Below are 26,196 nucleotides of genomic sequence, written 5' to 3' on the forward strand. Positions count from 1 at the left end.
TCATAGGCATTTTAAGTATTTAGGGTTCTTGGTTATCCATTTTTAATTTTTAGCAATTTAATTGTATAATACTTAATAGAAGACAGGTTATCAGATCCAGTCTTGGAAGAGAGGAAGGTACCATATGTCAGATGTTAATCAAAGCTTTGGGCAAGCCCTTGTCAAATCATTAGTGGGGGAACGCGGTCATATCCGTATCGCTCGTGCTCTGCCCGATATCGATGTCACACTTGCTGCTCGTACGCACGATGCCATGCCATATACAATTTATCAGTTGGTGAAGCACATGCATTATTGGCAGAAATTCATGCTCGATCACTTGGAAGGACGCAAACCACAGCTCCCTGCTAACGTGAGTGAGAGCTGGCCTGAGGAGAAGGGTCCACAGGACGAAGCCACGTGGAAGGCAGATATTCAGGCATTCTTGGATGGAGTTGATCAAGCCGTAGCCATTGCCGAAAATGTACAATTAGATGATCCACTGCTCTATTTCCCGGGTGAAACTAAAGCAGGACTTCTGCGCAATATCGCATCCCATAACTCGTACCATCTGGGTGAGATTGTTCTGCTGCGTCGCTTCTACGGCGCATGGCCGCCTCCAGGTGGCGGATATCCGGCGTAAACCATATTTACGACAGATCTATTGAACGAATATACAGACACATCTAAGCTGTGAAAGGACGGTTGTTCCTTTTACAGCTTCTTGTGGTTATAGGCAAGTAACATCCATTGAAGTGCAATTATAACGCTCATATCCTGTACCAGGCTCATATATTACTTCAAAGTACGTATATGACTTTGAAGTGCGTACTTCTCATCCTTCTTTTTCTGACCCACAATATGAACAGAAGAAGAGAGGAGCATGTCCATTGAAACCCGAACAATCCGTTACCCGTTACACCGCACTTGTCATTGGTGCTGGAGGTGTCATTGGAAGAAACCTTATTGATTATCTCATGACACTTCCCGAGTGGAATGTGATTGGTGTATCTCGCCGCGGAGGGGAAGATGCCCCTGGATTACGTTATATATCAGCTGATTTACTGAACGAAGCAGACACACAAGACAAACTAAGTCATTTAACGACGGTTACGCATATTTTCTACGCCGCGTATCAGGATCGCCCAACTTGGGCCGAATTGGTACAGCCCAACCTGGCCATGCTGGTCAATGTGGTGAATACCATCGAACCGATCGCTCCAAATCTCCAACATATTAGCCTAATGCAAGGGTATAAAGTGTACGGTGCACATCTGGGGCCATTCAAAACACCTGCCAAAGAAACAGACGCATATCATATGCCCCCTGAATTCAATGTCGATCAGCAACAGTTTCTCGAGGATCGACAACCCGGAAGCAGCTGGACCTGGTCAGCCCTGCGCCCTTCTGTTGTATGTGGATTTGCCCTGGGTAATCCAATGAACCTTGCCATGGTTATTGGCGTGTATGCGTCTATCTCCAAGGAGCTTGGCTTGCCATTACGATTTCCCGGGAAACCAGGAGCGTATCAATCGCTTCTTGAAATGACTGATGCAACATTGCTGGCTCATGCAACCGTATGGGCAGCAACCGATCCGCGATGTGCCAATCAGGCATTTAATATCACCAATGGCGATCTGTTTCGCTGGAACGAGCTATGGCCCAGAATCGCTGCATTTTTCGAATTGGAAACTGCACCTCCACTCCCCCTCTCACTTGCAAAAGTGATGGCAGATAAAGAAAATCTTTGGAATTCCATGATTGAAAAGTATGGTTTGGTACACACCCCATATGAGGTTGTCTCTTCCTGGGCATTTGGTGACTTTGTCTTCTCGTGGGATTACGATTTCTTCGCAAATGGTTCCAAAGCTCGCCGCTTCGGATTTCATGAATTCATTGACACGGAGGCTATGTTTATGGATATTTTCAGAAATCTACGTGATCGCAAGATCCTTCCGTAAAGTAGATAAAATGCAAAATAAGCCGATTCCTGAATTGCAGAATCGGCTTATATAAGTCCCTCAACGGTCAGTAGTTGGCGGCTTAAACAGAATTTTCCCTCGATCACCATATACATTCTCCACGTGTATATCGCCCCACCTACACATCAGATGAAGAATCTCTTTAAGACTCCATCCATACTCTGTTAACTCATACTCCACTTTAGGAGGAACCTGGTGATGTGAAATACGGGCAATAACCCCGGCCTCCGTTAGTTCACCAAGTTGCTGAGTCAACACTTTCTGGGTGATCGCGGGGATCAGTTTCATCAGCTCACCATTACGTTTCTTGCCAAAGGTAAGATGGAATAGAATAACAGGCTTCCACTTTCCCCCAATTACTTCAAGAAAAGCTTCAACTGCGGTGTTATATACTTTGAGCGGTTCCTCCATATCACCTTCTGTCTCCCTTCCACACAACAGTTTAAAGAGTCTCTGTCGAGTTTTTTAGACTTCTGGTGTCATCAGCCCTTGGATAAACGTCTCAAAGTTCGGTGCCAGCGGAATGATCTCTTTGGGATTCTCCCTCTTCACATAAACGACCTCAGGTTCTCCATCATTACCGAATGAACGATAATCAAGCATGACAACCCCCGACTCCGAAGGAGATACCGCGATGACCACACCAATCTCCGGATAACCTTCACGTTCAATCAAAGTCCAGCTGCCTTGTATACCCGCTAGCGTGCGAGGCTTCTCACGGCCAATACCCAGTATGCCTTCAATTTCAACATAATCCGTAGCTCCCGTATCTGTGTTCGCCACAGGGAAATAACGATTGTACGGAATACCACCGTTATGTAGCTTCATCATCTCAATGTAGGAAGCCGGGAGTCGGAACACCAATTGCTCCTCCACAGAGTCAATGAGACCCTCACTTGGAGGATTGGACACATAGTGCTCCAGTGCCTGCTCACTATCGTTCCAGAATTCGCCGGATTGCGGTCTGGGAACCGCTTCAAAGGTCGCCACAACGTCAACGGGTACACGGAATTCTTCAACAGTCTCTGAATCCGTTTCAACTTCAGGTTCAGATTCGGACGGCTCCTCCATTTTGCTTCGAATCCATCCCAGAAACTCCAGCGTATCTTCATCCTCGGGGTCCAATTCATCCGCTCTTTCAAATGCCTGCAGCGCATGCGCATATTGCTCCAGATAATAATAAGCCAGTCCAATCCGATAATGCCAAAGCGGGTCGCCTGTGCCCTCTTTGGCAACCGTCAGAAATTGTTCAACCGCTTCTTCATACCGTTCCAGGTTATTTAGCGCTCGTCCCAAATGGTTAACCAGCTCATAATCCCTTTCTTCCACAGGAATTGCTTGAATTGCATCTACAATTTCCTGAAATTCATCTTCTTCATGCCACTCTTGCAATTGAACCAACAGATCGTCTCTCATTCTCTTTTCCTCCCCGTTCATTCACTCATGATTACGTATTGAAAATTATACCACTATCCGGATCACCATCTCCAGCAAAGCAAGATCCTTAGGGATATCATGAATCAATATCTTCTCATTTCGGATGAAAAAGCTAAAAGAGGTATCCTGAACCCGGTTAAGAAAACCAGGCAGGCTACCTCCTTTATTCCTTCCACTATATTGAATTCTTAATTCAATTCAGCAACTCAACACAATCGTAGACCCAACCTGCACTTAACCAGTTCCCCAAATCACTGGAACCGCTGATCGGCGTAATCGTGATGGTATTGGAACCATTCACGAAGTAGGATGCTGGAACATTCCAGCTAAAGGTTGTGTTGTTCCCACGATACGTACCAATGGTGAAGCTACGAGAATTGGGCTGTGAAGATGCAGCAGGATTGGTTAAAGCATGTCCATTAACCGTTACACTAGGTCTGCCATTATTGTAAGCTGCGGTAATACCGATGTTGAGCGTATGAGAAGATGCCGCTTGAGATGCATTCAAATTAAACGTTATTGTGGTTGGAGAATTCTGACCACGGAACTGGATTGCCGGGAAGCGATTGGTCGCGCTACCGGTAGCATAGGTGACAGGCCCCCAGCTTGGGTTGCGACTATCAGACGGGTGACGAATCGGAATTGTCTGTCCATTCAGGAACTCCCGTGGTGTACCATCCCAGTTACCGATTCGCCAGATGTTAGAGGCTTTGCTTGGGTCATTGTTGATCGTACGTGTATTCAGAGTCGTCGTTTGTCCTGCCGTGACATTAACCGTTTCCGTATATACGGCCAGTTCTCCTTTATAAGCTGTCATGGTGTACGTCCCAGGAATCATGCTGTATTTGGCTGCTGCCCCACTTGAAGACGCCCCCACCCAATACTGGGCATTGCTATTGGCGAACCCAATTGTGTAAGCATACCCTGTATCCATCCCGGAGAGGCCATTAAGTACCACGTTCCCCCGACTGGATACCCAACCCTGCAGATTCAGACCAGACATCCAACTGAAGTCGGGTACACTTGGCGTACCTCCCGTTGTGAAGATCAAAGCGTACGGCCCATGCAGACCCAGGCGCCAATTCTCCGTCTGTGCATGTCCCGAGTTCATATAATTATATACTTCTGTCTCTGTTCCACTTTGGAACTGGATGTCGCGGAAGAATGGACCACCAGAGCTTTTTTCCCGATTGCCGTAGGCCATAAATACACCGACGCCATTACCTGTGACCCCACGAACGGATAAGTCTTTGGCCTGATCATTACCATAATATTTGGAGGCCGACTGTCCATTTGCAAACCCGAACACATCCTGACTTTCAATCGCTCCAGTGTTGCCCCGATTATTTGAATTCGCCGGAACACCTGTCAACACACTACCATTACCGCGGAAAATGTATCGCAGCTCCCCGATCGAAGGTTGAGCCGTGATATGCGTTGCCATGTATATGATGTTCTCGCCACCACGCGAAGCATAATAGTGAGTCAGTGTGCTTGTGGATACCGTGATTAACACGGTTGATCCTGAAGGAGAGGTATTCCACGTCACATTGGCGGAGGAACCCAAACCTGAACCGATGTGTGATCCTCTATTGCTGTTCAGTTCCGTACCATTCATTTTGGCTGAGATAATATCCCCATTGGTTTTGTTCACCACATAGACTAACCCTGAACCAGTGTTCACTTCAATTCTGGAGCCGTTATCGGTAACATTAATGGTTGCCGCGTGTCCGGTAGATGCAGGGTACACAGCAGCTGTTGCGATCATAACGACAATTAAAAACAAACCAAGCGCCTTTCTCCCTATACTTTTGGTCATGAGTAAATCCCTCCTTGGAATTCATTTAATAAAGCGCTTACATTACAATGTATAATAACTGACACTTCCGTCTCATATCGATATGTCTGCTATGTGAGCCTGTCCATAATCAATGGAATGTTATGTCTTCGTGCGTATAGAATAGAGTCAACACTTCATGTAAACCTGATCTCCACCCCCTTCTTAAATCACTCTCCTACATACAAGTATTCTTACAATTCCAATAAAATAATACCATTATATTACATATGTTTGCAATGAAAACGGCTCGTATATCCGATAGCAAATTCTGAAAACAAAATTTACTTCAACATGCAGAAGTCTGATTTTCATTCTCATTCTCGCACTCTCCAATGTTCGTTTAGATGCGTCGTTATAGTACCAGCATACGAGTACATTGAAAAGTTTTTGTGCCAATTCTCCATTGTGGAGTTATGCCGTTCCTCTTATTTTCCGTTTACATATTTTATAGAGAACTAGTTTTGATCTTAACGGATAAGGGGTGCAATTGAAATGGGAGCTAAGCCACATGGCGCTATCCAAAAGCAGGGGGTTTCTATTATTGCCTGCACGAAACGTCAAAGCTATATAAAAAACCTGTTCAATAACTACAGTCGACAGATCCACGCCAGGAAGGAACTTATCATTATTGTCAATAAAAATAACATTCCCCTTGCTCCATATCTGAGTCTAGCCAAAAAACTTCCAAACGTACACGTCTATCGTCTTCCAGAACGCACTTCCCTCGGCGCCTGTCTAAATTATGCTATCAAAAAGACGAAATACAACTATATTGCCAAGTTTGACGATGATGATTATTACGCTCCTTACTATTTGAAGGAAAGTATGCAGACCTTTCAAAGAACCAATGCTGATGTCATTGGCAAGAAGGCTCATTACATGTATTTACGCGGATCTAAGACGTTTATCCTTCGTTCTCCTCATGATGAACATCGACCGGTGACCCTAATCCCTGGCGCAACGCTTGTTTTTAAACGTAAGGTAGCAAACCAAGTACCGTTCCCGAATCAAAGCGTCGGTGAGGACGATCTATTTTGCATTAGAAGCAAACAAAAGGGTTATCGCGTATATTCTGCTGGAAAAAATAATTTTGTTGCGATCCGCAGGCGAAACTCATCCAACCATACTTGGATCATTAGTGATAAAGAACTCCTATCTCAAAGTCGAATAATACCTTCTGTTACGAATTACAAGAAATATGTGCAGAAGAAACCAAAAGGCTGACCCCGTTAACAACCAATAAAATCTCAAAAAGAGCAGCATTCCGCTGCTCTTATCTGTTCTCGACCCGGTATTCACATGCACTTGGACTCAAGACAGGTATTCCGCCATAATCTGCTCGATATCATACGGCGTCACACCTTCATCGACCGCATAGATGGTATCGGCCTGATCCTTCGTGTCCACCAGCTCACCTCTCGCTTTGGCATGTAGCATGAATAAGTCATACAGGTCAGGTTTACGTAATGTGGTCATTGCTTTGCCCATTAGCACAATGCCCTTCTGATTTCCCTCGACGTTATTATGGTAGTCCGGATATCTGGTCAACGCCAGGTCCGTCCAGATGATTGTTCGCTCGACCAAATCCAAAATAACAGGAATGGAAATCTGCGTATCGGCAGTGATATCAATTTTGTTCTCCACCGTGGATGGCTCATAGATTTCGCCTGAACCGGGCTTCTTACGCATCATCCAACCTGCAAAACATTCCGGCAAATTACAGTACGGATGGCTGGTGAAGGAGTGCAGTGTCGTCACCACATAACGTCCGCCATAATTCACAATTGAGGGGATATGCAGATCGATAAATTCACTTGCACCATGAGGTGCAGTCACAATATCCCCGCTATGGGCCGCTTTGTATTTGACGGATCGCAGATTGGTGTAGGAGATATGTTCAACGTAATTCCAATTCTCGTCATACATGACCGCTGACAGGTCGATATCCACACGCCCTGTAGCTGTGCCGTCCAACTCGCCCTCTTTCCACCAACTGAAGAAACGTATCGTATCTCCTTCACCCATCGGGATGCGGCTTCCACGCACAATGGTTCGTAAAGCTTTGCTCGCGGATCGTTGTGAGAAAGGAACCAGATAATGTTGGAGACGTTCATCTATATACGTCTTTCCGAGTGCCGGGAAGTCAGCGAACCGTGTTATCAGTGCACGCTCGCACAATTGCACGACTTCCTGACATGTGGCTTCGTCGATCTCTGGCAGCTCATTCGGAACAGCAAAGGCTTTGGCTACATTACCTTTTGGGAAGAAGACACGCATATCCTGCGGTTCATTACGCTGTGCAAAATGCTGTCGCACCTGCAACATTACCGGGGTAGATACCTGTGGTATAACTTCACCAAAGGCCAGCAGTACATACGCTTCATCTTCGGTCATCCGCAGCAAATGATCCAGTCTTCTCGCGAATTCACCTGGACGCTGTGACAACAGATCGATCAGACTCCAGACATTTCGATATTGAAAGGCAAGTTCCACACTTCCGTTGAAGGTCGAATACGGCTTATTATTACGCAAAATATCAAAGGCTTCTTCGCATCGCGGATACCGAAGCTTATATTCCGAAGGATGCAGAATTTCGCCAAGGCGAATCCAGCGATCCTTATATCGCAGCATATCCTCCGCGACGGACCCACATTGCTCCAATAATCCGAGCAGAAGGCGTCTCTCGCGGCGTTTGAATTTCCGGAAGGGAGAGGCCGCAGCAAGGCTGACATCACCATCCGACCAGGCAACCGCCAGACGCAGAACATCACTTGCCGTTTTGAAATATGGACCGATCTTGTCGATGTTCGCTTTTTCATGCTTCAACAGCGAGGCAACCACAAAGCCCACATTTTCTTTGAAGGGAATCTCAGCGGGTAATAGCGCATCCACGTCTTCCGGGTCTGCATGCTCCAATACCGTGTCGATATCCGCCTTGTCTGTTTCCGAGATGGAACCTTTTGCTTCAATGATCTGACGGATGAGCGTCTGGAATGCTTGCTGGTTTCCCAGTCCAATGACTTTCAAGTCCGTCTTCTCCAGCAAAGGCATTCGCTCCACAGATTGTTGAACCGGATAGACCACAGTCAGGTTAGTCAGATAATGAATAATCGCATTAAGGTATAACTCCGCTTCATCCGCTTGCATCACCTGCATCGGGAATCCTGCATACATCGGTGTGTACTTCACATGTGCGCCAACCATGACTCTCAGATCAGCCACAAGTTGAATATATACTGTTTCAAACTGTTCCTTGGACAGCTGCCGCATCGCCTGCATTAACTCATCCGAGAAGGTGTATCCGAGTGCTTCAATATTTTTGAGGGCAGTCGCGAGGTGTGTCTTCGGCAACTGATGCTTCCCTTCGTTTGATTCGATAATGAGTTTGTTCGCTCTGCGCAAATAGATTGTATTGTTCATAATAAAAGAGTCCAGGAAAGCCACATCCCTATATAACGTGAAAGGTTAGGGTTAGAAGGAAGGAATGTGATAGCCTGGACGCCTCCTCTCTGAAATGAAGTCTTCAGGAGAGCTGCGACCCTATTTTCGCCAATGAAGTTAGAAGGAAGGATCTCAATAGCCTGAAGGCCAGCGGTTCGAAGTTTGTCACCCGAACCTCTGGTGAACCCATCATCTCAGATTCCACGATCTGCCAACAGGGCGAAAGTATTACGACATGGTAAGATGACCTAATTTGTACCGGATAACGAGTCCGCCCACTCGTCTACAGATCTAACCTCTGCTTGAAGAGGGAACACTTTTTCGGTCAGCACACGATGTACCTCAGGGTCTGCATCGATGCAGGCATCCGAGAGCACGGTGAGCGCATAGTCTTTATCCGCCGCCTCCCTCAGAGTCGATAGAACAACCCCACTTGTGGCAATTCCACTAAGAATGAGTGTGTCTATCTGGTGAGACCGAAGAATAACCTCCAGATCACTTCCGGCAAATGCGCTGACCCGAACTTTGGTCACAATAGGCTCGTCCGGCTGGGGTTGTACAGATTCATCAATCTGCACCGCAGCTTCCATGGCTGCTACCGCATCTGCTCCAGCTCCAGCCCGATCAGGAATTCCGCCGAACATTTTGTTGCGTGAACTAATCTCCGGATAACCTGGGCGGAATGCTACTCTTATGTAAATCACAGGAATTGCGTGACTGCGTGCAGTCTCAATCGCTTTTTGAAATGGCAGCAGGGCCTCTCGGTCCTTAACAAATTGGGACACGACACTCTTTTGCATATCCATGATCAGTAACGCACTGTTGTTTATTAAATGTGGCATGTTATCCTTCTCCTTTGGAATTGAGTTAAGAAATTCAGGATAGATACTATATTATTCTCCTGTAATAAACGGAGGTGTATTTCCGTTTAAGATTATACGGAGGTCATCCTCCGTTTGTCAACTAATCAACAGTGGGGTATATTTATGAAAGAGGTGTGATACCATAATGTCCATAAAAAATAATCCTACTCCTGACGGTGAGGTTAAGGATACTGATTCCATCGTCACTCAGGTTCCAGAGAAGACACTGCGTGCAGATGCCAAGAAAAATCGGGACAAACTGCTCCGTGTTGCGCATGAAATTTTTAAAACAGAAGGCATTTCTGTCTCCATGGATGAGATTGCAAGGCGTGCCGGTGTTGGTATAGGCACGGTCTATCGCCATTTTCCAACGAAGGAAGATCTGTTTGGGGCCGTGATTGCTAGTCACAAGATGCGTCTCATGGAAGAGGCCGATCAATTGCTTCATCACGACGATCCAGGCGAAGCATTTTTTCAATATTTCACAACAATTATCAGTGAGGGAATTGCCAACAAAGCGATTACCGATGCTCTTGTTAGCAGTCTGACTATAGACACTGGCCGCTCAGAGATAGCGAACGAGTTCTGGCGTGGCATTACCCGACTGCTAGAGCGAGCGCAGCAACATGGCTCTGTCCGAGCGGATGCCAGCATTGAGGATATTAAAATCATGCTGATCGGTGTGCTTCAGGCCATCGGAGATCGAGGGATTTTCCCGGAACGCGTTGTGTCGATCCTATGTGATGGTCTGCGTAGATAATTGATTTGAGAACAGATCGGTGAGATTCCTTTTATACTTAAATTAAAATATGAAAAAGCCTTTGCCGACCCCCAATGTCAGCAAAGGCTTTTCATTTTAGATTGTGTTTATTGATCAATCAAGTTTGTTACTTTCAACATTCTTGCAATCAATGCAGTGACCTCAGCACGGGTCATCGTTGCCTTCGGACTCAGAACTTCTGGCCCGTTACCTTGGATGATCCCCGCTGCAATCAACTGGGCTACATCTTCTTTCGCCCAATTCGATACATTCGCTGCATCACTGTAACGTTCCAGTTCAGAGTTCATCTGATCCGGGCTGATTACCGCTTCCGGTTCGATCAGACGATACGCACGAGCAACCATTGCAAATCCCTGCTCGCGTGTAATTTCCTGATTACCGTAGAAGTTGCCATTATCGTAACCGCGAACGATACCGAATTCATTCGCAAGGGCTACCGCAGAACGGAACCATGCGGAATCGCTAACGTCAGGGAATAGATTCTGTGGTGCATCCTGACGCATTAAGCCAAGTCCAAGTACAACAATTTCGGCAAACTCAGAGCGGGTAACCTGACGGTTCGGTGAGAATGTGTTATCTCCGTTACCTTTCAGATCCAATCTCGCAGCGATGTTGTTCACATCAGTTTTCCCCCAATGGGATCTGGCATCTTCAAAATCCTGCGGGTTCCAGATGACCGAGTAACTTCCGCTGCTGCGTAAGTCATTAATGAGTGCATAGTAACGACTATCGATCTTGGTAACAACCGTTGGCACATGGAAGATGCTGCCGTCCGAGTTGATGATCACGCCTGTTGTAATTCGGTTCGGGTCGATGCCTTCCGGAAGCGCAATATACTTCGGTGCGTATCCGTTCAGTTGCCCAGATCGAACCGTCTGTCCATCTTTCGAGAAGGTGAGATCCAGATCGACCGGATTCACTAACAGCTCGTACCCTTCGATTGCAGCCTTGCTTTTAGCACTGTTGATCAAAGTGTCCGATGAGCGGGCAATGTCGACTCGTACAGCAACATCTTTCATTGCTACATTGCCTAGCTGTTTGGAGACACCATTCAGGTCCATTTTACCGCCAGGTACCGGATAGATCGCCAGCGGATTGCTAATGTTCAGTCTGGAACCTTGATCTACTAATTGTTTCAGTGTTTCGAGGGTTAAACCGTCCACCTTCATATTCCCATCATTCGGTGAATGAATGGCGAACTGCTGTCCTGTGCCTTGTGACATGGCAACATTCAGCTTGGCTGGATCAACTTGAACCAACGTTTCTTTGTTGTCAGATAGTTTGGATGTAGCAAATGGTTGATGGCTACCATCCCGAGTTGTTTCCAAATTATCCTTCACGGGTGCCGGAGTTGGCGTTGGTACTGGCGCAGGTGCTGATGTGCTTCCACCGTTACCTCCTGTATTTCCACCACCGCCATTGTTGCCTCCACTGTTGTTACCATTGTCACTGGATGCTCTGTTTACGTTGATTTTATATTCTGTAACATGGCCAAGTGAATCTGTTACTCTAACAACGATCTTATTTCCACCCACTTGGAGCTTTAGATTTTCACTTATACTACCACTTGTAACCTCATTCCATTCTCCATCTCCAACAGCTATTTCAATCTTGGCAAGTGGATCAAGTGCCGTTGGCGTGAGCTGGAATTGATATACGCTATTCGGAACAGAAATGGTGTAGGTATCTTTAGCCGGATCAAAGGCCGGAGACAAACTTCCCACCGAAGGTACCAGTGTTTGCAAGGTAGATGCATCCGTACCAATCACTTTGGTAAGTCCTGTTCTTGCATCTGTCAGATCCAAAAGTGCCTTGTCTACCTGCACTTGGGTCGCTGTCGGATCATTCAACACTCGCTCTGCTTCGTTCATCGCATCATCGAGAGTTTCCCAGCTCGCTGGTGTGTACGCTGACTCTTCCAGGCTTTCACCTGTAATTTCAGTTACTTTCGCTTGCAGAGCTGATTTATCTACAACGGGTACAGATGTTGTAGGGATTAGTCCCGTTCTTGCATCTGTCAGATCCTGAAGTGCCTGATCTACCTGCGCTTGAGTCGCAGTCAGATCATTCAACACTCGCTCTGCTTCGTTCATTGCATCATCCAGTGCTGTCCAGCTCGCTGGCGTATACGCTGACTCTTCCAGGCTTTCACCTGTAATTTCAGTTACTTTCGCTTGCAGAGCTGATTTATCTACAACGGGTACAGATGTTGTAGGGATTAGTCCCGTTCTTGCATCTGTCAGATCCAAAAGTGCCTGATCTACCTGCGCTTGAGTCGCTGTCAGATCATTCAACACTCGCTCTGCTTCATTCATCGCATCATCGAGAGTTTCCCAGCTTGCTGGCGTATACTCAGATTCCTCTAGATCCTCGCCTGTAACTTCAGTTACTTTGGCTTGCAGCAAGGACTTGTCTACTTTTGTCACAGCATTTTCGCTAAAACTTTGAGCTGGGGCGCCGTTAGTCCCTTTTAGATTACCATCTTCAATATCGTAAGAAACGATCACTGATGCATTGGAAGGGATAATCTGACTCGTTTTTAACTTCAATGTCTTGCTGTTCGCCCCTTTTTCGAAACTGTCAATCGTGATTGGTTGCCCATTGATCTCCAGCTTGAAGCCAGTTAAAATTGCTACATTCGAAAAATCCAGTTCCTTATCGAACGTTACAATAACCTCATCTTCTGTCACAGACACATTACTTACATTTGCGCTTGTGAATTTTGGTGCCCACGCACTGAACGTGAAATACTCTCCATCTTTCAATGCCGCCTTGGCTGTATAATGTGGAACTCCATTTACATCTTTGAGACTCAAATCATAGCCAGATGCTTCTGTAAAATCCTCATTGTCACTTACCAGTAATTGATAACCTGCTGGATCTGACACTGCCGGGATACCAATCTCCACTTCACCCACGTTATTCGTATTCTGCACTTTCCAAACTCTCTGCGCATGATACTGTCCCGGTTTATTAATAGGCTGATCATACGTCAATGACAGACCGTTATCCGCCCATACGAAATATTGCTGATCCGTCAAAACACTTGGATTGTCTGTATTTGTAGTAGCCAGCCTGTTAACACCTATGGCAACTTGTGGCACTCCGGCATTGATGCTTAGGCTTTGTTTTTGATTCAAGCCCTGTGCTTCATCTTTGCCGATTCCTGCAATATTGTGCTTATACTTGGAATCGACAGTCCACACTTCACTTCCGTTAGTTGAAAGATAAGAACTTGCTCCGTTGTTGAGCGTAATGCCATATTTAATGGCTAGATAAGACTCAATTTTTGAAGCATCCATAGCTGTCTGATTGTCATACAAAATAATCTCAGCAACATCAGCTACAAGACCACCCCAGTTATACGTCGCATTACCTCCGTTAGTAGCACCTATAACAGGAGTAAAGTTAATCTCTCCAAAGTTCCTTACCTGTGTAAAACTAGATACTGCACCATCTACTCGTGCCGTATGACTAGTAGTACTAACGATATCGAAATTCACAATCTGAGCCCGACTTTTGTCCACAGGATTGAAATAGTCATAAATACCATCTACGCCATTACCTGAAGCAAACCTGTTTCCATATCCACCCATAATAATGACGCCATTAGTTCCTGTAGGCGTAGTCGCTCCTACAAGAGCTCCCCCGTTGTTATACTTGTACACGGCATAGCCAGATTGGAATTTAATTGGTTTGTCACCTACCAACTTAACTGCGCTACTATAGTGGCCTCCACCTGTCGGATTGTTGAAATTTACGCTGGGGTTAAAGTTAATTCCTCCCGGATTATAACTTGGTGCTGTCTTGCCAGCAGGAATAACCAGGTCAAACCCTACATCGTTAGCTGATTGGTCCTTCCAATCGGTCAGTAAACCTTCCACCGTATCGGCATCCGAGTCTGCTTTCAGCCATAACACAGGTTCAAGACCCGTTCCTCCTGGAACAGGGCCGCTAGCTGCGCTTACTCTCTCTGAACCAATTGAAGAGATGAATGTGCTTAATAACAACATGCTAACTACGGACACTTTAAATCCTTTTTTCCACTTCTTACTGTACAAAAACGACATACTTATCCTCCCTCTTTTACATTTCGCGTAATATCGACCCTCATCGTGCTTATTCTACACAAAGCCTCTTACCAAACTCTTACCAAACCTTTCGCTAACAAATACAACAAAAAAACAGCCCTGCAAATGAAGCTGCAAGGCTGTGTATCTTCAATTAAATATTCGAATTTTTCCATTGTTGGTACCATAACTCAACTTCCAGGCCAGGACGTATACCTGCCTCTTGTTCTAAAGCGATAACCAACTGGTTATATTGAGCGACCACAGGATCTTTATTGCCTAATCGATCGTAGGTCTTCATTAAGGCCAGTCCGACTTCCTCCAATGATGGTTCGAATTGCTGTACCCGGTGATATACCGTGAGTACTTCCGTATTCTGTCCCAGATCAATGTAATATTGTGCGAGTTGCATGGCGTGGTTACGCCAGAGTGCATGCAATCGCTCGCGCTCCAACTCAGCCCATACATAATCGTCTTCACTATAATATTTGCCCTCATATTGATCTGAGGTCTGCCGATGTTCAGCTATTGTAGACGAAGATAACAGAGGCAATCGGTTAAGACGACTCTCCCATTCTTCCGCGTCAATCCTGAATTCACCCGTTTCCAATAAATAACCAAACTGTTGATAACGAATGACCATCTTGTCCTCGCCCATGAATTCGTTCATCATGCTACGTAAGCGATGGATGCCACTATGCAGATTGGATATACCTCTCCGTTCATCCAACTCTGGCCACAACAGTTCAAGTAGCGTATCCCGCTTAATCGGTTTGTTCCGATGGTGGAGCAAATAGGCGAATAACTCTCTAATCTTGGTTGTTCTGAACTTCATATGTTTTGGCGGCTCATTTGGGTGCAGTTGGACCTGGAGCATCCCCAGACAACGGATCAACATGGATGGCCCTTCTGCTATATTCAGACTTGCTGACACCGTTCGGCGTTGATACATTTTCATCGTTTTTTCCAAACGGTCACGCGTTACAGGCTTCATAATATAGTCCAGCACTTCAAGCCCATAGGCCGTCAGTGCATGTTCGTTATATGCGGTTGTGAAAATAACTTCTGTTCCAGGAGAAACCTCATGGATACGTTCGGTCGCCTCAATCCCGTTCATCCCCGGCATTTGAACGTCCATGAAGACGATTTCCGGCAGATGAAGTTTGATCTGATCTATGGCTTCCTGTGCCGTCAGAAAAGAGCCGATAACTTCGCAATCCTCTCTCTCTTGCAACAGTTTGTTCAACCTGCTCAGAGCGAGATATTCATCATCTACCAAAATCACTCTCATATGCACAACTCCTCTGGCTCACTGATCACCCTTTAATCTATAATTTTACCATAAATCCTGACGTGGGACCGCTATCATTTAAATATAGAATCTATGTTCCGGTATTCAAAAAAATGTTCATCTTTGGCAGGAGGGCATGCAGGAATTTGAAGTAAACTGTCGAAAACTAAAGTCTGCCATGAAACCAATAACCTATAAAAAGATACCCCGATATGTAGTGCTGTCGATTCTATTTCTAACTATTCTACTTGGCTTTCGCTGGATATGGTCCGAGACTTTCACTATACCCGCACATCCTGAACCCATTGAAGGCGTGTTGGACCTTCGAGGCTGGGACCTCGCCAACACTTCACCCATATCCCTGGACGGAGAATGGGAGTTTTATCCCCAAGCGTTAATCTCTAATCGTGACGCGAAAATAGCGGATAACCTATCCACACGGATTCAAGTTCCCGGTGACTGGCGTAATGCATTAACACAATCCTCATCGTCGTTCGGATACGGAACGTACCGTCTTCGTATACTTTTAGATCCATCTGTGGAGGAAGTCTCTCTCTGGGGCCAGAAAATCCAGACATCATCGATCATCGAGATGAACGGGACCATTGTTGCCGAATTCGGCCAACCTGCTACTCATGCCGAAGCCTATCGACCAGAAAGGACTGCATTTACGACTTCCTATGTGCTTGAGGGTTCTACCGAACTCAATCTTTTGGTGCAGACAGCCAATTTCGACGATCCTTATAGCGGAGGGATCACACGCTCTCTCTATTTTGGTTCTCCAGAAGCCATTGGAAGTGAACGAGGACTATCCATCGACTTGCAAAAGATTACATTCGCCATACTGCTTTTGCACAGCCTATACGCTTTTGTGATGTTTCTGTTTATCCGAAAGGAACGAGCTCTGCTGACGTTCTCGATGCTGACACTGGTAGCTGCTCTAACGGTCGCTTCCGATCATGACAATCTGTTATTGGGTTGGATTCCACTCAACTTCACTTGGATCGTTAAGGCCAAAGCGTTGTCCTATCCGTTGTTCGCATTCTTTCTTTTACAGATGGCTAGAAGCTTCTCCCATAGTCTACAAGGGCGTAAACTGTTCCGTATCTATGCCAGCGTGCTTGGTGTTTACTGTTTATTTTTGCTCGTCGCACCAGTGACCCTGATCTATCATGTACTTGAGATTGGGCTTTCTGATTTCCTTTATCTGTTTGCCATCGGCTGGTCTGTCTACCTATTCTTCCGAATGGCAGCCGAGAAACGAAGCGACGCAAGCTTTTTGCTCTTTGCGGCTACTAGCAGCCTATCAAGCGTGTTATGGGGAATTGTGAACTCACATAGCGAAATTACCAACGTGTATTATCCGATCGATGTGATCGCGGCCATGTTTGGCTTCTCCGCCTATTGGTTTAGAAAATACTTCCGCAATTCAAGTGAGATCGAGAAGTTGTACGAACAACTCAAAGAGGAGGATCGCCAGAAGGATCAGTTTCTTGTGAATACGGCTCATGAGTTGCGTACACCGCTGCACGGGATCATCAATATCGCCGAGAGCATCGCGGTCCGTGAACGGCGTAAATCAGGTGGGCAGCAGGCAGAAGACACGAAACTGTTAGTTACCATCGGCCGACGCATGTCCCAACTGGTTGATGACCTCTTGGATGTTATTCGTTTGAAGGAAAAACGCATTACGCTTCAGAAGAAATCTTTATCTCTTGCATCTGTCATTCCTGGCGTGATCGGTATGTTCCGATTCATGGCAGAGGGCAAGCCCATCCTTATGCAGGTAGATATTCCAGAATCACTGCCGTTGATTCAGGCCGATGAGAGAAGACTTGTTCAGGTGCTTTACAACCTGTTGCATAATGCACTGAAATTTACCGATGAGGGTACGATTACCGTATCTGTCCGGGAACATGGAGAGAGCATTTTAATTCAAGTCTCAGATACAGGTGTTGGTATGAGTGAGGAGATACAACAGCGAATATTCGAGGCGTATGAACAAGGGACCCCAGAGGCTCGTTTAAGCGGAGGAATCGGCCTCGGTCTCAATATTAGCAGGCAGCTCACCGAACTCCATGGCGGCCAACTCACCGTGCAATCCGTACCTGGGCAAGGATCCACCTTCCAGATCTCGCTTCCACGGGAAGACACCGCATCGCTATCGGACCAGACTGAGCAGCAATGGGACGCTCACAGCTTCGATGAAATTGCGATTGCAGAGCCGCAGCAGCAGACCGTCTCTCAAGATAAGACTGCCGCAAGAATTCTTGCCGTCGATGATGATCCTGTAAACCTGCGAGTACTGATCTCCATGCTTGCGAATGAACCATACCACATTCAACCTGCAGCCTCGGCGCTTGAAGCACTTGAATTGCTGGATAAGGAGCCTTGGGACTTACTGATTGCCGATGTCATGATGCCTCATATGTCCGGTTATGAATTAACCGAGAACGTACGCAAGCGTTATTCGGTATCCGAGCTTCCCATCCTGTTGCTGACGGCCCGTAACGAACCAGCGGATGTATACGCCGGATTCATGGCCGGTGCGACGGACTATGTAACCAAGCCCGTGGATGCCGTTGAATTAAGGCATCGCATCGGGTCTCTGATTGTACTGAAACAATCCATTGATGAGCGACTGCGCATGGAGGCTGCTTACTTACAAGCACAGATTCAGCCCCATTTTCTTTTTAATACGCTCAATTCAATCATGGTTCTTAGCGAGATGGACACGGAGCGAATGCAGAAACTGGGCGATGCTTTTATCGAGTATCTTCAGACCAGCTTTCATTTTGTCAATTCGGAGAAAATGGTTGAGGTCACCCATGAGTTGGATCTCTCCCGTGCCTATCTCTACATTGAGAAAGAACGATTCATGCATCGGTTGAATGTCATCTGGGATATTCCCGATGATCTTGATCTATCCCTGCCGCCACTCACCATTCAACCGCTCATTGAGAATGCTGTTCGACATGGTATTCTCAGCAAAGTTGAGGGTGGAACCGTGCATATCCGAATCATCAACCAAACCAACGGTACTTTGATCGAAATCGAGGATGACGGTGTTGGGATGCAGCCCGAGCAGATCGAACGGGCACTGGCGTGGCCCAAGAAAGGTTCCGGCGGAACGGGAGGTATTGGATTAACCAATACACATCGCCGGTTAACCCAGATGTACGGACAAGGTTTGACCATCGTCAGCTCGCCGGGTCAAGGCACGAAAGTTTCCTTTGTCATCCCTTTGGACCGCAGCACAAGATTCTGAGCGATAAGATCGCTCTATGACTCTACAGCGGCATATTGTACGATCCGTATCCGTTTGCTTTGTGTAAGGTCTACGGGGAAAGCGATGATAGCGCACATGTTCAAGTTCAATTCCAAGCCCAGGCTCGAGTTCAAGTTCAGGTTCTGATATACCAAATAAACCAAAAGAGAGCTAAGCACAGGGTTCGACCCGGCTTAGCTCTCTTTTCTATGACTTCATTATGATCTAACACGATAAGCTAAACGTTATACGTGCAGGACATGTTTTTCATCCGATAACCCCAGCGCCTTGGCTGTTGAAGAATGAACCTCTTTGAGGAGATCCAAGTTCTCCACAAGGGATATGCCGTAAGAAGGAATCATTTCCTTGATTTTTGGCTCCCATGCCTCCATATGCTGCGGGAAGCACCGCTGAAGAATCTCAAGCATGACCTGAACCGCGGTGGATGCACCTGGTGATGCACCTAGCAGAGCCGCAATCGTTCCATCTGCAGACGTGACCACTTCCGTACCAAATTGGAGCGTTCCCTTGCCACCTTGGACAGTATCCTTGATGACCTGCACACGCTGCCCCGCCAGAACCATATCCCAATCCTCGCTCTTCGCACCCGGAACAAAGTCACGCAATTCTGCCATACGTTGTTCCTTGGATAACATCAGTTGTTGGATCAAGTACTTGGTCAAAGAGATTTCTTTGACACCTGCTGCGAGCATCGTAAGCAGATTATGCATCTTAACAGACGTGATTAAGTCGGCATTGGAACCCGTCTTCAGGAACTTCGGCGAGAACCCGGCAAACGGTCCAAATAGCAGCGACTTCTTATTGTCGATAAATCGAGTATCCAGATGCGGAACCGACATCGGCGGAGCTCCTACCGAAGCCTTGCCATATACTTTGGCATGATGCTGTTCCACGACTTTTGGATTTTTGCACACCATAAAGATCCCACTGACCGGGAATCCGCCGATATGTTTACCTTCCGGAATGCCCGTCTTCTGGAGCAAATGCAGACTTCCACCGCCCGCGCCAATGAAGACAAATTTTGCCTTATGGCGTTCGACTGCACCGCTCTTCAGGTTTTTCACGGTTAATTCCCATTGTCCATCGCTGGTACGTTTCATATTCTTCACGCTATGTTCGTAGTGGATACCCACGTGTTGTTCCTTCAAATGTTGGATCAGCATACGCGTTAAAGCACCAAAGTTAACGTCCGTACCGGAGTCAATTTTGGTCGCTGCAACAGGTTCATTACTTGTACGATCTTTCATCATCAGCGGCATCCATTTCGCCAGCTCTTTCTTGTCATCCGAGAATTCCATACCTGCGAACAGCGGGTGATTCGACAAGGAGTCATAACGTCTTTTCAGAAACTGGACATTGCTCTCTCCGTGTACATAACTCAAATGAGGAATCGGCATAATGAAGTCCCGCGGATTACGAATCAGACGGCTATTGACGAGATAGGACCAAAATTGCTTTGAGATCTGAAATTGTTCATTCACTTTAATCGCTTTGCTAATATCTACGGTTCCGTCTGGTCGTTCAACGGTATAGTTAAGTTCGCACAATGCAGCATGCCCGGTTCCGGCATTATTCCATTCGTTGGAGCTTTCCTCTCCTGCAGTGGCTAGCTTTTCGAAAACCTTAATATTCCAGTCTGGTGCCAATTCTTTTAGCAAAGTTCCCAAAGTTGCACTCATAATTCCGGCACCAATCAAGATAACATCTGTACTCGTTTGTCCCTGGCTCATGTCTACCGTCCTTATATCCTATATTTGCCAAAAGGATGTAAGCGTTATCGATTTGGCATTTGCAGCAAGCCCATTCTTGAACGGGGTCGCACCTTCTCTGAATGATTATAACCTTGATCTAGTGTATCAATAATATAGAGCAATTTAAATATGCAATTTCAAGATATTTGCTATTCCATCAGTATACGCTAGTTTACATCGGAACGTTAGCCCGGTTATAGGCCTGAAAGATATATTTGTTCAAAACAAAGAAAGGAACCCGGTTTTAGGGGGACTTTGGGTTATTACATGGATGCACTAAAAGCCGCTCTCGAATCTCTTCGTAAGGCGGCTTCATATATAAATAAACGATTACCACCCCCGGCGTCTCCGGGAGTACTCAGAAAATTGAAATTAGTTCCTTTGTATACGGATGGCGTTCTTCGGCGAACAACGCATCTGCACCAAAGCGGTCAACGATCTGACCTTCCCGCATAACGATGATGCGCTGGCTCATGCGATGTACCGCGGCCAAGTCATGCGAGATGAACACGTATGAAAGACCAAGTGATGTCCGCAGATCGGTAAGCAATTGCAGAACTGCACCTTGCGAGATCACGTCCAGGCTGGCCGTAGGTTCATCCAGAACGACAACGTCCGGTTCAATGCCAATGGCACGTGCAATCGTGACGCGCTGACGCTGTCCACCACTTAGCTCATGGGGGTAACGTCCAGCCAAATCGCTTGGAAGCTCGACCGCTTCAAGCAGCTTTTGGACGTATGCCTCCTTCGATGTGTAGGTAAAGTGGGACAGCTCGGCGTTCCGTCCAAGTTGTTCGTACGGATCGATTAGTGAATCGGCAATCTTGAGCTTCGGGTTTAGTGCTGCCATTGGATTCTGGAAAACAATCTGAATCTTCCGGCGATGAGGTCGCAACCGTCGGCCGCTCAGCCGCGCGATATCCTGTCCGCCCAGTGTAATTGAGCCCGTATCTGCATCTTCGATCCTCAACAGACAGCGTGCGAGTGTACTCTTGCCACAGCCGCTCTCGCCAACCAGGCCAAGGCATTCGCCGTGGTTCAGAGTGAAGGAAATATCATTCACAGCCGGTCGGTCTGCACCTGCATACGTCCGGCTGAGATGTTCCACGTGAAGCACAGGATTGCCAGGGATGCTGAGCGATGAAGCATTGCCTTTAACCGTGGTATCTATATCGGCATCTTTAACTGCATGATCTGTTTCTGTAGTATTTATGACTGCATTGTCTATGTCTACATGGTTTACGTCTTTTGCAAAATCGTGGTTTCGCACACCAGATTCTTCTTCGGACTGCATGAGTCCACGACGTTCATCATTTGCAGTTGTCTTCATTCGGTTCCTGCCTCCTTCAATCCCGACTTCAGCGAGCGGCTCAGGACAGGAGCCGCATCAATCAACTGGCGCGTATATTCATGCTGAGGATGATCGAGAATTCGATGTTTGCCGCCAGATTCGACGATCTGCCCTTCCTTCATGACAGCCAAGCGGTTGGCATAGCGGCGTACATGGCGCCAATCGTGTGTTATAAACAGAATGGCACAGCCTGTTTCCGCTTTTTTGCGTGCCAGCAGTTCCAGTACGCGATGACCGGATACACTATCGAGCGCCGTCGTTGCCTCGTCTGCGATTAACAAACGAGGAGACAGCATCAGCGATGTGGCAATCGAGGCCCGCTGAAGCTGCCCACCGCTCAACTGGAACGGGTAGCGGCGCAGCAATTCAGCGCCAAGGCCAACGGATTCCAATGCTTCCTCAGCCCGTTTCTTGCGGATGGCAGAAGACTTTTCCCCATGAACCTTCTGGTATTCATCAAAGTGTCCGCCAATGCTACGGAATGGCGTAAATGCTCCCTGATAGTCTTGAAAAATATATGAGATGCGGCTTCCCCGCAGGGCGCGCATCTCCTTTGGCTTCCGTTCGAGCAGGTTACTGCCTTCGAACATCACTCGCCCCGACGCATGCAGGTTGGGCGGCAGCAGACGACCAATCGCTTGCGAGAGCAAGCTTTTGCCGCTACCGCTCTGTCCAACGAGTGCCATGAATTCGCCTTCGCGAACAGCCAAAGAAACTTGATCTACAATCGTACGATCCCGACTTGAGATACTCAGTTCCTCAATGGAGAGAATCATGGCTGCACCTCCTTCTTCACGTCAAACCGGTCTCTTAGATAGTCACCCAGCATGTTGGCAAGCAGCACTACCGAGACAATGGCAAGGCCCGGATAGATCATTAGCTCCGGCCGAGACTGGAAGTAAGGCCGCGAGTCGTTCAGCATCGCACCCCATTCAGGTGTTGGCGGCTGTGCGCCAAGGCCAATGTAGGACAATGATGAGATGAGTAGAATGATTTTACCCAGATCAAGACTGGCCAGCACAAGCACATGGCCTGCGATATGCGGAAGCAGATGTTTTCTCATGATACGACCGTCCGACAATCCATTGGTTCGGGCGATGCGAATGTAATCCTTTTGTGACTCAGATAAAACCGTACTCCGAACAAGACGCGCATAGCTGACCCACTTCACAATCACGATTGCCAATACCAGATTGCCGATTCCCGCGCCGAGCAGACCACTGAGCACAATCGCCACGATGGTATCAGGAAAAGCGAGAAAAGCATCCGCAATCCGCATGAACAGCTTATCGACCCAACCACGTTTGTATCCTGCGATCAAACCAAATGGAATGCCAATCAGCAGTGCGGCACCGAGTGCCAGCAAGCTATAACCCAGCGTTTGACCACCGCCAAGCAACAGACGTGTCAGCACGTCACGACCCAGATGGTCTGTGCCGAACGGATGGAGAGCACTTGCACCCTGCAATCGTCCGCGCAGATCCGTTAATGTGTGATCATGCTTCAAGTATAAAAAGGCATATAAGGAGGCCGCGATGACCAGCAGTGCAAACAGCAGACCAATAATCGCCTGCCAGCTATGTTTTTTAGATTTTGTAGGCAGAATGGGCAGGGGTATGGTTTTCATCGGTGGGCCTCCTTTTCCTTAAGTTTCATTTCGGGATTCAAATAACGATAAGACAGATCAACTGCCGTATTCACGAGGAATACCACGATAGCCATGATCAGAATGTAACCCTGAATCAGTGGATAATCACGCTGGCGGATGGCGTCAACGACAAGCTTGCCGATACCCGGATAAGCGAACAACACTTCAATCACGACAACTCCGCCAATCAGGCTGCCGAGACTTACGCCAAATACCGTAATGACAGGCGGCAGACTGTGCCGAAACGCGTGAAGCATGAAGATCCGGCCTTCGGATAACCCTCTTGCCCGGGCGGACCGAACGAACTCCTGACTTAGTGAATCTAGCAGGCTGGAACGCAAAAGACGCACATAAACGCTGGAGATGGCAAGTCCCAGCGTCAGAGATGGCAGAATAAGCGAGGCGAATCCATCCCGGCCCATGGTCGGCAGATTGCCGAAGCGTACGCCGAACATGTCGATCAGGATTAGACCCAGCCAAAAGCTTGGCACCGCCGCACCCACAATGGAGAGCATCCGGCTGCAGCGGTCAATCCAACTGCCACGATGGAGTGCTGATAGCGAGCCGAGCGGGATAGCTATAACAAGCATGACCAGCAGTGCGCCAATCGTCAGTTCAGCCGTAGCAGGCAGCGCACGCATCAGGGTCTGCATGACGGGCTGGCCTGTCGAGTACGATACGCCGAAGTCGAGTCGAACGAAATCGAGCAACCAGTTGCCGAACTGGACAGGAAGCGAATCGTTGAAACCCATTTCCTCGCGTACAGCTTCGACCTGCTCCTGACTAACAGACAGTTCGTCCACATTCAGGATCGTCAGCACGGGATCACCGGGAGCCAGACGAATGAACAGAAAGCTCACAAACATAATGAACAACAGAAAGATAAATACCTCAAGGAACTTTCGAAGCAAAATGCGAAACATTACATCACATCCAGCTTATTGGTAATCATGTAATATTCACTACGAGTGGTAACCCAGTTCTTGATCTTCTTGCCGTTGTAGGCAACGATCGTACCTGGATGCAGCACGAATGAATTCAGCACGTTGTCATGCACATAGTTGGCTGCCTTCTCGGCAAGCTCTGCGCGCTTCTCTGGTGCAACTGTGAGATTCAGTTCGTCGATGATCTTGGTCAGTTCCGGATCTTCCGATCCACTGAAGTTAAGAGCACCCTTAGGGTGGTACGTCGCATTCAGGTAATAGCCTGCATCCCCACGAGGAGCCGTCAAATTACTGTACGTCGCAATATCCCAGTCGCGGTTGGACGCCATATAATCTTCCGGCGTGTCGATCTGACGGATCTGCACGTCAATACCAATTTTCTTCGCATCAGATTGGAACACTTGAGCAATCAGTGGCAGATCGGCACGAGCCGAATACGTCAGTAGCGTCAGTTGCAGTGGTTTACCATCCTTGATCATCACGCCGTTTTGCTGCGTGTACCCTGCTTCGTTGAGATATTTTACAGCGATATCAGCTCCAGATTCCGTTGCTGTATCCGTATAGGTTGGCGCGAATGGCAGCGATGGCAGGAACGGTCCGATAGCAGCTTCACCGTAACCGAGCAGGATCGTGTCCACGATACCCTGACGGTCAATCAGCGCGTCCAGCGCACGACGAACATTGAGGTCCTTCATACTCTCCCGCTGCATGTTCATCGTTAGCTGATGCACGCGGAATGTCGATGTGGACTCAACCTTCATGCCGTCCATCGCTTTGAGCGATTCGAGACTCTCTACCTCCGGACGGTATACGATATCTACCTGCCCAGATTTGAGCGCTAGTGTACGGGCATTGGCATCTTCATTGAATGAGAACGTGATGGAATCGAGAGGCGATGCTCCATCCCAATATTCATCATAGCGATCCAGTTCTAGTTTGCTGCCTGGGGTAAAAGAAATCAGCTTGAACGGGCCCGTACCAATAGGCTTGTTCACAATGTCCGGCTCACTCACGTCGATAATCGCCGTGTTGGGATTCACCAGCTCCGAAGCGAACTCCGGGAACGGCTGAGTTGTGGTAATCTCAAGCTTGTCGCCCTCGGCTTCAATCGTATCAATCTTCAGCGCGTTCTGGATGGCTACATTCTCTTCTAGTGCCCGCTCAAGGGATGCCTTAACGGATTCACCTGTCATTGGCTTGCCGTTCTGGAAGGTCACATCATCTCGCAGGTCGATCGTCCAATGTTGCCCATCTTCACTCTCCCAGCTCTCGGCAAGCCATGGAGCAACCGTCAGATTCTCTTCATCGAGACGAACCAGCGTTTCCGTAATGCCCGCGCGCAGCGGCACATAGCTGGAATCCACATGTGGATCTAGCGAGCTGGTGGAGAAGTTATATAGGAAGTGAACATTTTTATTATCGGTGGATGGTTGCGCAGCGGGACTGGACTCAGATGATCCGCAGGCGCTCAACAGTCCAGCGCTCAAGGCCAAGGAGACCAGCGCTAGCAGTGGCGTCTTTTTATTCAA

General features: G+C 47.5%; 18 protein-coding genes. 5 read left to right on the forward strand and 13 right to left on the reverse strand.

Annotated features, from left to right (window positions below):
- The first annotated feature begins 124 nt into the window (after nt 1–124).
- Nucleotides 125–622: a DinB family protein gene (locus tag MKY87_RS15265; protein WP_339787658.1), complete on the forward strand. Its 498-nt coding sequence runs from the start codon at nt 125–127 to the stop codon at nt 620–622.
- A gap of 247 nt (nt 623–869) precedes the next feature.
- Nucleotides 870–1,940 carry an SDR family oxidoreductase gene (locus tag MKY87_RS15270; RefSeq protein ID WP_340965301.1) on the forward strand — a complete coding sequence of 357 codons (1,071 nt, stop codon included), beginning with the start codon at nt 870–872 and terminating at the stop codon, nt 1,938–1,940.
- 60 nt (nt 1,941–2,000) lie between these two features.
- Here MKY87_RS15270 and MKY87_RS15275 read toward each other — a convergent pair whose 3' ends face one another.
- The 3 genes from MKY87_RS15275 to MKY87_RS15285 all read right to left on the reverse strand — a co-directional run bounded on the left by MKY87_RS15275 (nt 2,001) and on the right by MKY87_RS15285 (nt 5,217).
- Nucleotides 2,001–2,372 carry a winged helix-turn-helix transcriptional regulator gene (locus tag MKY87_RS15275; RefSeq protein ID WP_340907546.1) on the reverse strand — a complete coding sequence of 124 codons (372 nt, stop codon included), beginning with the start codon at nt 2,370–2,372 and terminating at the stop codon, nt 2,001–2,003.
- 54 nt (nt 2,373–2,426) lie between these two features.
- Nucleotides 2,427–3,377, reverse strand: coding sequence for an SMI1/KNR4 family protein (locus MKY87_RS15280; RefSeq protein ID WP_340965303.1), 951 nt, complete (start codon nt 3,375–3,377; stop codon nt 2,427–2,429).
- A 214-nt stretch (nt 3,378–3,591) separates the two neighbouring features.
- On the reverse strand, nt 3,592–5,217 hold the full coding sequence (locus MKY87_RS15285; protein WP_340965304.1) for a rhamnogalacturonan lyase B N-terminal domain-containing protein: 1,626 nt from the start codon (nt 5,215–5,217) through the stop codon (nt 3,592–3,594).
- Between the two features lie 513 nt (nt 5,218–5,730).
- Here MKY87_RS15285 and MKY87_RS15290 point away from each other — a divergent pair.
- Nucleotides 5,731–6,462 carry a glycosyltransferase gene (locus MKY87_RS15290; protein ID WP_339787647.1) on the forward strand — a complete coding sequence of 244 codons (732 nt, stop codon included), beginning with the start codon at nt 5,731–5,733 and terminating at the stop codon, nt 6,460–6,462.
- 87 nt (nt 6,463–6,549) lie between these two features.
- Here the strand turns inward: MKY87_RS15290 and MKY87_RS15295 are convergent, their stop codons facing one another.
- Both MKY87_RS15295 and MKY87_RS15300 read right to left on the reverse strand, forming a co-directional pair.
- Entirely contained in the window at nt 6,550–8,658 is a 2,109-nt protein-coding gene (locus tag MKY87_RS15295) for a TerD family protein (RefSeq protein ID WP_340965306.1), read from the reverse strand.
- A 269-nt stretch (nt 8,659–8,927) separates the two neighbouring features.
- The gene (locus tag MKY87_RS15300) at nt 8,928–9,521 is read right to left on the reverse strand and encodes a cysteine hydrolase family protein (protein ID WP_338589499.1); all 594 of its coding nucleotides are present in this window, start codon (nt 9,519–9,521) and stop codon (nt 8,928–8,930) included.
- Between the two features lie 166 nt (nt 9,522–9,687).
- Between MKY87_RS15300 and MKY87_RS15305 the strand changes: the two genes are divergently transcribed.
- Entirely contained in the window at nt 9,688–10,302 is a 615-nt protein-coding gene (locus MKY87_RS15305) for a TetR/AcrR family transcriptional regulator (protein WP_339787640.1), read from the forward strand.
- A gap of 107 nt (nt 10,303–10,409) precedes the next feature.
- Here the strand turns inward: MKY87_RS15305 and MKY87_RS15310 are convergent, their stop codons facing one another.
- A complete protein-coding gene (locus MKY87_RS15310; protein ID WP_339787637.1) occupies nt 10,410–14,393 on the reverse strand; it encodes an S-layer homology domain-containing protein in 3,984 nt (1,327 codons plus the stop codon).
- A gap of 154 nt (nt 14,394–14,547) precedes the next feature.
- Nucleotides 14,548–15,684, reverse strand: a complete 1,137-nt coding sequence (locus MKY87_RS15315) for a response regulator (RefSeq protein WP_340965308.1) — start codon at nt 15,682–15,684, stop codon at nt 14,548–14,550.
- A gap of 178 nt (nt 15,685–15,862) precedes the next feature.
- Between MKY87_RS15315 and MKY87_RS15320 the strand changes: the two genes are divergently transcribed.
- Entirely contained in the window at nt 15,863–18,952 is a 3,090-nt protein-coding gene (locus MKY87_RS15320) for a hybrid sensor histidine kinase/response regulator (protein ID WP_340965309.1), read from the forward strand.
- A gap of 245 nt (nt 18,953–19,197) precedes the next feature.
- Here the strand turns inward: MKY87_RS15320 and MKY87_RS15325 are convergent, their stop codons facing one another.
- The 6 genes from MKY87_RS15325 to nikA form a co-directional block, all read right to left on the reverse strand.
- Nucleotides 19,198–20,703, reverse strand: coding sequence for a malate:quinone oxidoreductase (locus MKY87_RS15325; RefSeq protein WP_340965310.1), 1,506 nt, complete (start codon nt 20,701–20,703; stop codon nt 19,198–19,200).
- 379 nt (nt 20,704–21,082) lie between these two features.
- Entirely contained in the window at nt 21,083–22,054 is a 972-nt protein-coding gene (locus tag MKY87_RS15330; protein ID WP_340965311.1) for an ABC transporter ATP-binding protein, read from the reverse strand.
- Nucleotides 22,051–22,851, reverse strand: a complete 801-nt coding sequence (locus MKY87_RS15335) for an ABC transporter ATP-binding protein (protein ID WP_340965312.1) — start codon at nt 22,849–22,851, stop codon at nt 22,051–22,053. Before MKY87_RS15335 ends, MKY87_RS15330 begins: the two co-directional genes overlap by 4 nt.
- Nucleotides 22,848–23,702: a nickel transporter permease gene (gene nikC / locus MKY87_RS15340; RefSeq protein ID WP_339298633.1), complete on the reverse strand. Its 855-nt coding sequence runs from the start codon at nt 23,700–23,702 to the stop codon at nt 22,848–22,850. The genes MKY87_RS15335 and nikC overlap by 4 nt, the downstream gene beginning before the upstream one ends.
- Nucleotides 23,699–24,646, reverse strand: coding sequence for a nickel ABC transporter permease (gene nikB / locus MKY87_RS15345; RefSeq protein WP_340965314.1), 948 nt, complete (start codon nt 24,644–24,646; stop codon nt 23,699–23,701). The genes nikC and nikB overlap by 4 nt, the downstream gene beginning before the upstream one ends.
- Nucleotides 24,646–26,196 (reverse strand): nickel ABC transporter substrate-binding protein, encoded by a 1,551-nt coding sequence (gene nikA / locus MKY87_RS15350; protein ID WP_340965316.1) that lies wholly within the window; start codon nt 26,194–26,196, stop codon nt 24,646–24,648. Before nikA ends, nikB begins: the two co-directional genes overlap by 1 nt.

It is taken from the genome of Paenibacillus sp. FSL R7-0198, assembly GCF_038000415.1.
Classification (GTDB): domain Bacteria; phylum Bacillota; class Bacilli; order Paenibacillales; family Paenibacillaceae; genus Paenibacillus.